Genomic DNA, 3534 nt, shown 5'->3' with positions numbered 1-3534 from the left:
GGGCAGACCCGCGCCCGCCCCCGGCCGGGGAGCTCCACCGCCGTGCACTCCGTCACCGCGTCCTCAGGCGTTGCGCCACTCCCGCCCCGCCGCGGCGAGGAGGCGCTCCGCCCCGGGCGGGCCCCAGCTCCCGGCGGGGTAGGGCTCGGGAGCCCCGCCGCTCTCCCACGCCTCCAGCACCGGGTCCACGAGGGCCCAGGCCGCCTCCGCCTCGTCGCGCCGCGCGAACAGCGTCGGGTCTCCGAGCATGGCGTCCAGCAGGAGCCGCTCGTACGCCTCCGGGGAGATGCCGGTGAAGGCGGTCTGGTAGTCGAAGTCCATGCTCACCGGGTGGAGCGGGCCGGCCAGGCCCGGGACCTTGGCCTCGAAGAAGAGCGAGATCCCCTCCTGCGGCTGGATGCGCAGCACGAGCTGGTTGGGCGCCGGGCAGTCCCCCTGCACGGTGTCCAGGATCGGATGCGGGGCCGGGCGGAACTGGACGGTGATCTCCGTGGCCTTTTCGGGGAGCCGCTTCCCGGTGCGCAGGTAGAAGGGCACCCCCGCCCAGCGCCAGTTCTCCACGCAGAGGCGGAGCGCCGCGAAGGTGTCCGTGCGGGAGTCCGGGGCCACGCCCCGCTCCTCCCGGTAGCCGCTCACCGCGGCGCCCGCCACCACCCCGGCGGCGTACTGGCCGCGCACCGCGTCGCCCGGGGAGACCGGGCGCACGCCGCGCAGCACCTTCACCTTCTCGCTCCGGATGGACTCCGCGTCGTACGAGGCGGGGGGCTCCATCGCCACCACCATCAGGAGCTGCAGCAGGTGGCTCTGCACCATGTCGCGGAGCGCGCCGGAGCGCTCGTAGTAGCCGGCCCGCAGCTCCACCCCCACCGTCTCGGACACGGTGATCTGGACGTTGTCGATGTAGTTCCGGTTCCAGACCGGCTCCCAGATCACGTTGGCGAAGCGGAAGACGAGCAGGTTCTGCACCGTCTCCTTGCCGAGGTAGTGGTCGATCCGGTAGACCTGCCGCTCGTCGAAGGACCGCAGCAGGACCTCGTTCAGCGCCCGCGCGCTCGCCAGGTCGCGCCCGAAGGGCTTTTCCACGATCACGCGCGACCAGCACGGCGACTCGGGGTCGCAGACGAGCCCCGCCTCCCCCAGGTGGGCGGCGATGTCGTCCACGATCCCCGGCGGGACCGCCAGGTAGTAGAGCCGGTTCCCGGCCGTACCCCGCTCCCGGTCCAGCTCCCCCAGGCGCCTCGACAGGGCGAGGAAGCACTCCGGCCGCGCGAACTCGCCCGACAGGTACGAGAGGCGCTCCGCGAAGCGCTCCCACTCCGCGGGCTCGGGCGCTTCGTCGAACTCCTCGACCGCCGCCCGCATCCGCTCGCGGAACTCGTCCGCGGAGAGCTCGTCGCGCGCGATCCCCACCACGGCGAAGGAATCGGGGAGGAGCCGCTCCCGGGCGAGCCGGTAGAGCGCGGGCACCAGCTTGCGCCGGGTGAGGTCGCCGGTCGCGCCGAAGATCACCATCGCCAGCGGCTCCGGCGTGCGGGCGGAGCGCATCCGCTCGCCGAGCGGAGCGCCCGGCGCCACCGCGGCCGCGGCGGCGGGGATGGACGGGGGAGCGATCATCCGGGGACGGGATCCTCCGGCTTGGCCTCCTTCACCGCGTGCCCGCCGAACTGGTTGCGGAGCGCGGCGATGACCTGCGCGGAGTACGACTCCTCCTGCCGCGAGCGGAAGCGGGAGAGCAGGGACAGCGTGATGACGGGGGCGGGGACGTCCAGGTCCAGCGCGGTCTCCACCGTCCAGCGCCCTTCGCCGGAGTCGGCCACCCAGCCGCGGATGCGCTCCAGCTCCGGCCCCTCGGCGGCGTAGGCGCGCTCCAGCAGCTCCAGGAGCCAGGAGCGCACCACGCTCCCCTGGTTCCAGAGCCCGGCGATGGCGCGCAGGTCGAGCGGGTAGTCGGAGGCGTGCATGATCTCGAACCCCTCGGCGTACGCCTGGAGGAGCCCGTACTCGATCCCGTTGTGCACCATCTTGACGAAGTGCCCCGCCCCGCTGGGCCCCACGTGCAGGTACCCGTCCGGCGGCGCCAGCGTGCGGAACGCGCCCTCGCAGAGGCGCACCGCCTCCGGCTCGCCGCCCACCATGAGGCAGTAGCCCACCTCCAGCCCCCACACCCCGCCGCTGGTGCCGGCGTCCACCAGGCGGATCCCCATCTCCCCGAGCTGCCGGGAGCGGCGCCGGGTGTCGTGGAAGTTGGAGTTTCCGCCGTCGATCAGCACGTCGCCCTCGAACATCTCGGCGGCCAGGCTCCGCAGCGTCTGCTCGGTGGGCTCGCCGGCGGGGACCATCACCCACACCACGCGCGGCGCCCGGAGCACCCCCACCATCTCGGAGAGCGACCCCACCGGCGTGGCGCCCTCGGCCGATCCCACCCGCTGCGTCAGCTCCGGGTCGAGGTCGAAGACGACCACCTCGTGCCCCCCGCGCAGGAGCCGGGTGACCATGTTCCCGCCCATCTTCCCGAGCCCCACCATCCCGATCTGCATGCCCCCCTCCGCGTCCATGACGGATCCCCGCGAACCGGATGCGGCGGTGATGCAAGTTGGGTTCCGGGTTGCGCCGCCCCACCCCCGACTCCGCGGCACCACCCTTGCACCTCGCCAGCGCCCCGGACAGCCCCGTCCAGCACCGGACCGGGGCGTCCGGCATTCCGGGTATGGACCGGCCCACCCGGCGGGCCCGCCCACCGGAGAACCGCAGCAAGGAGAGAACGATGCGCAGAATCCGGACGTTGCTCTTCCCCGCGCTCGCGGCGGCCGTCGTACTCGCCGCCTGCGGTGGCGAGGAGGCCGAGGTCGGCGAGGAGGGGGTGGACGCCCCCATCGCGGCGGAAGCGCCCGCGGCGGAGGCCGGCGTGGCCGCGGGCGGGCTGGGCGAGTGGGACACGGACCGCGACACGCGGCTGGCCTCCAACGAGTTCGGCGGCTGGATCAACCGCGGCGGCATCTACAAGCGCTGGGCGGGCGACACGGAGGGGATCGACGCCAACGAGTTCGGCACCGGCGCCCTCGGCATCTGGGACCGGGACAACGACAACCGGGTCACCGAGGCGGAGTGGACCGAGGGGACGCGCGGCTGGTTCGGAGAGGGCGAGAACGCCGGCACGTTCGCGGAGTGGGACGCCAACCGGGACACCTTCCTGGACGCGGGCGAGCTGGGCGAGGGGTTCAACCGCACCGGGGTCTTCCGCAGGTGGGATCGGAACGCCAACAACCTGCTGGAGGAGAACGAGTTCGGCGAGGGCGCCTTCGGCGTCTGGGACCGCAACCGCGACCGCTTCATCGACGAGACGGAGTGGGGCGCCGGGTTCGGCGACTGGGGCGCCTGACCCGACCCGACCGCTGAACGCGCCGAAGGGCGGCCCGGTGGTCCGGCCGCCCTTCGGCTTTCCCGTCTCCGCCCGCGTGGCTAGTCGCAGCGGCGCGCCAGCCTCCGCGCCGCCGCCGCGCTCGGGTACAGCGCGTGCGCCGCCCGGGCGTGCTC

Annotated in this window: 3 protein-coding genes; 1 reads left to right on the top strand and 2 read right to left on the bottom strand. The window is 73.8% G+C overall.

The features are described 5' to 3' along the window. Positions 1–63 precede the first annotated feature (63 nt). Together zwf and gnd are read right to left on the bottom strand one after the other, a co-directional pair. Complete coding sequence (gene zwf, locus VGR37_15005; GenBank protein ID HEV2148711.1) at positions 64–1614, bottom strand: glucose-6-phosphate dehydrogenase; 1551 nt, start codon at positions 1612–1614, stop codon at positions 64–66. Beyond that, a complete protein-coding gene (gene gnd, locus VGR37_15000; protein HEV2148710.1) occupies positions 1611–2537 on the bottom strand; it encodes a decarboxylating 6-phosphogluconate dehydrogenase in 927 nt (308 codons plus the stop codon). Before gnd ends, zwf begins: the two co-directional genes overlap by 4 nt. A 227-nt stretch (positions 2538–2764) precedes the next feature. Between gnd and VGR37_14995 the strand changes: the two genes are divergently transcribed. Continuing rightward, positions 2765–3379 carry a hypothetical protein gene (locus tag VGR37_14995; protein HEV2148709.1) on the top strand — a complete coding sequence of 205 codons (615 nt, stop codon included), beginning with the start codon at positions 2765–2767 and terminating at the stop codon, positions 3377–3379. The last annotated feature ends 155 nt before the right edge of the window (positions 3380–3534 follow it).

It is taken from the genome of Longimicrobiaceae bacterium (assembly GCA_035936415.1).
Taxonomy (GTDB): domain Bacteria; phylum Gemmatimonadota; class Gemmatimonadetes; order Longimicrobiales; family Longimicrobiaceae; genus JAFAYN01.
This window is presented reverse-complemented; position numbering and strand designations above follow the sequence as displayed.

Bases quoted from the DNA above. Each gene is read 5' to 3' on its own strand.
- VGR37_14995 (HEV2148709.1), top strand. From the start codon at position 2,765: ATGCGCAGAATCCGGACGTTGCTCTTCCCCGCGCTCGCGGCGGCCGTC.
- zwf (HEV2148711.1), bottom strand. From the start codon at position 1,614: ATGATCGCTCCCCCGTCCATCCCCGCCGCCGCGGCCGCGGTGGCGCCG.
- gnd (HEV2148710.1), bottom strand. From the start codon at position 2,537: ATGCAGATCGGGATGGTGGGGCTCGGGAAGATGGGCGGGAACATGGTC.